The organism is Ancylomarina sp., from assembly GCF_041555295.1.
In the GTDB taxonomy this organism is placed as follows: Bacteria; Bacteroidota; Bacteroidia; order Bacteroidales; family Marinifilaceae; genus Ancylomarina.
In genome coordinates this window covers 1-3683 of sequence record NZ_JBFFKR010000305.1, presented here as the reverse complement: position 1 = coordinate 3683, position 3683 = coordinate 1, and the positions used below count along the sequence as shown (strand labels likewise).

Below are 3683 nucleotides of genomic sequence, written 5' to 3'. Positions count from 1 at the left end.
TTATTGGCGTATTCGGCTGGTACATTCATAACTGTACTTAATGGTCTATAGCCTTCTGCTCGGATTTCTAAATTGTATTGTTTTCCAGCATTAATTATGAAAAGGAACTTGCCTGATGCGGTATTTGGACGATATAAACCAATCGTTTTATTATCAAGACTTAATTTGATTTTAGCATTGCCTACAGGTTGTCCTTTGATGTTGATCAACTTCCCTTTGAGTACGAATAAACCTGTATTATCAGCATCTGGAGTTTGAATTTTAAAAATATCAGCTCTACCATAAGAACCTTTTCTATATGAAGCCATATAGGCTCTTTTCCCATCAGGAGTTGGCGTGTAGTAAATATCTTCTTTAGTCGAGTTGATAGGGAAACCAATATTTATAGGTTTTTTCCAACGCCCATTTTCAAATGTTGATTTGAATACATCGAAGCCACCCATTGTTTTGTGTCCCTTTGAACTAAAGTATAGACTTGTTCCATCGTGATGGATAAATGGGGCTTCATCGTCGTAAATAGTATTGATGTTGGGACCCAGATTTTGTGCTGGTCCCCATTTTCCATTGGGAAGTTTTTTAACGGTATAGATATCCATCTTTCCATAACCGCCTGGGCGATCACTTGAGAAGTAGATGGTTCCTCCATCAGCTGAAACTGAAATATGACTTTCTTTGCTAGGCGAGTTGATATCAGAATGTAATTTTTGTGGTCTGGTCCAATTCTCACCATTTAGTTTACTGACGTAAATATCACCACCATTTGATTCATTATTGTTATAATAACCAGCCTTGTATACATAAATTTCTTGTCCATCAGCTGAAATGGAAATGGAAGCATCATGATCCTTTGTGTTCAGAATACTAATGCCTTTAGGTTCTGACCAAACACCATTAACTTGTCGAGAAATATAAATGTCTTCGAAGAATTGTCCATCCTTATCAACTTTACTCCCTGTACCATTACGCCTTGATGTGAAAACCATGGTTGTTTCGTCAGCAGTTACACCTGGACTATGTTCCGCATACTCGGTATTAATTGAATTCCCTAAATTTTCAACCGTGATATTGACAGGGTTTTCTGTTAGTTGAATGGCATTTCTGCAAATTTCAATTTCATGTTCAATTTCGGCAATATATTGCACATCTTCTCGAGGAACCAGGTTTAGGAGATTGTTATAGGTTCTAATTGCTTTGCTAAATTGGTAATTGATATGATATGATTTACCCAAATTGTAATAGTAGGCAAGTGGAATGTTGTTTCTCGATTTAGTATATCGAATTGCTTTTTCAAGGTATTCAGTTGATTTTTCCTTTTCAGATTCAAGATTAAAATAACAAACACCCAACATATTATTGAGATCGGCATTTTTTCTATCAAGAAGTAATAAGTCGTATAAAACAGGTGCGGCTTCACCATAGTTTTTGTTGGCAAAATACATTTTTGCCATTTTTGTTTTTTTACGATTACTTGTTTTGTCGGTGGTGGAGAGAGAGTTGTTGGCAAAACTAGTATTGACACCTATTGCTATAATTATAAAGAACAAAAAGGTTCTTAAAAGTTGAGTGGATGTTGTTTTGTGAATTCCAGAATTCAACTTTAGCATATGTTTAAATATTATAGACAATGAGTTATCATATAAAATGAGAGATTGGTATCCTATTTAATTGCCAAAAGACGTGTAAAAATTTTGAGGATTTCGAAGGTTATTTGGAATAAATCCTTTTAAAAATTCTCAGGACTTCTATAGTCTAATTTTGTTAAATAAAATACGGACATACGTTGTGACATCTCATGTTGCCACTGAACAATGCAAGATATAAAAAACTTTGATTTTTTTGCATAAAAAAAACGCAGAAATCAAGATCTGCGTTTTCTTTTAATTGGCATTTTATGTTCTGTCTTAGAGTTTTATATCTCTAATTTTTTATTAAAGTAATTGGGTCGTATCGAAATTTTCAAGATTCTCAGCTACTCTTTTCAAAAACATGCCACCAAGTCCTCCATCAACAACACGATGGTCGTATGATAATGAAAGAACCATGATATGTCTAATACCAATCGTATCGCCGAGAGGTGTTTCGATAACTGCTGGCTTCTTTTTGATAGCACCAATTGCTAAAATGGCAACTTCAGGCTGATTGATAATTGGTGTACCCGTCGTACTTCCAAATGCTCCTAAGTTCGTGATTGTGAATGTGCTTCCTTGAATGTCATCAGGTTTTAACTGGTTCGCTCTAGCTCGGTTTGCAAGATCGTTAACAGATTTACTTAAACCAATTAGATTCTTCTCATTAGCATCTTTAATTACTGGTACAATTAAGTTACCATTAGGCAAAGCTGTAGCCATTCCAATGTTTACAAAATTCTTTTTGATAATCTTATCCCCATCGACAGAAACATTAATTAGGGGATAGTCTTGAATAGCCTTAGTAACTGCTTCAACAAAGATTGGTGTATAAGTTAACTTCTGATTATGTTTTTTCAAGAAATCATTTTTCACCTTGTCTCTCCACTGCACAATTGGGGTGACATCAACATCAATAAAAGACGTAACGTGAGCTGAGACTTGCAGAGAATTGGTCATGTGATGAGAAATCAATTTTCTCATACGATCCATTTCAATAATTTCAACGTTTTGTCCTGCATAAGATTTGTGCTCAGTAGCACTTACTTTTGGAGCAGGAGCTGAAGGTATAACTACTGGTTCGGCTTTTTTAGCTGTCTTGCGGTTTTCGATATATTGTAGAATATCCTTCTTCGTAATTCGATTAGATTCACCAGAACCAACAAGTGTGTTTAGTTCTTCATTTGTGATGTTTTCAGCCTTAGCAATCGTACGAACAAGTGGTGAAATGAAATTGCCATTTTCAGTTTTGGCTTTCATAGGTTCACTCACTTCAGGAGCCTCAGTTATAAGAGTAAATTGAGGCTCTGCGCTTTCAATAGGAGTTTCTTCTTTTTCTTCTTTTTCTTCTTTTTTAGGAGATGCATCTGTATCATCAATATTTTCCCCATCAGTTGTTATTATTGCAACGATATCACCAACTTTGGGAACATCACCTTCTTCAAATAAAATTTTTGCAATAATACCACTTGCTGGTGCAGGAATTTCAGAGTCAACTTTATCAGTTGCGATTTCCATAATTGAATCTTCTTCTTCAACTGAGTCGCCTTCTTTTTTTAGGAGCTTTGTAATTGTAGCTTCAATGATACCTTCACCCATTGCTGGAAGAAAGATTTCGTATTTTGCCATATTGATTTTGTTTAGTGTTTGCTTATTTAGTCTAAATAGAATACAAATTTAATTAAAAAAGAGTAAAAGACAAGTATGTCTTATTAGGAAAGTCTATCACCTTTTTTTAATGTCTAATTAGTTTTCTCTATATCATAAAAATTTGATTATTTCCTTGAAGATAAGCTTTATGTTTGAAAAATCCTTAAGGTTGAAGAATCAAGAAATTGACATTTATAAACTTTTATCAAAGGGAACTCTGTTTAGAAGAGAACGTCCTAGTGTGATCTCGTCGGTATATTCTAATTCATCGCCAATAGATACTCCACGTGCGATAGTTGTTATAGGAACTTGATGAGGTTTTAATTTCTTATAAAGATAGAAGTTTGTTGTATCCCCCTCCATTGTCGTGCTAAGAGCCAAGATTATTTCGGTTAAATCTTCTGCTTG

At 34.5% G+C, this 3683-nt stretch carries 3 protein-coding genes; all 3 read right to left on the bottom strand.

Annotation, left to right across the window (positions count from 1 at the left end; all coding sequences use genetic code 11):
* Positions 1-1604, bottom strand: a 1604-nt coding sequence (locus ABY905_RS15040; RefSeq protein ID WP_372645331.1) for a hypothetical protein, incomplete at its 3' end; no start/stop codon positions are given.
* Between the two features lie 324 nt (positions 1605-1928).
* Positions 1929-3254, bottom strand: coding sequence for a dihydrolipoamide acetyltransferase family protein (locus ABY905_RS15035; RefSeq protein ID WP_372645329.1), 1326 nt, complete (start codon positions 3252-3254; stop codon positions 1929-1931).
* Positions 3255-3467: 213 nt separating this feature from the next.
* Positions 3468-3683, bottom strand: a 216-nt coding sequence (locus tag ABY905_RS15030; protein WP_372645327.1) for a toprim domain-containing protein, incomplete at its 5' end; no start/stop codon positions are given.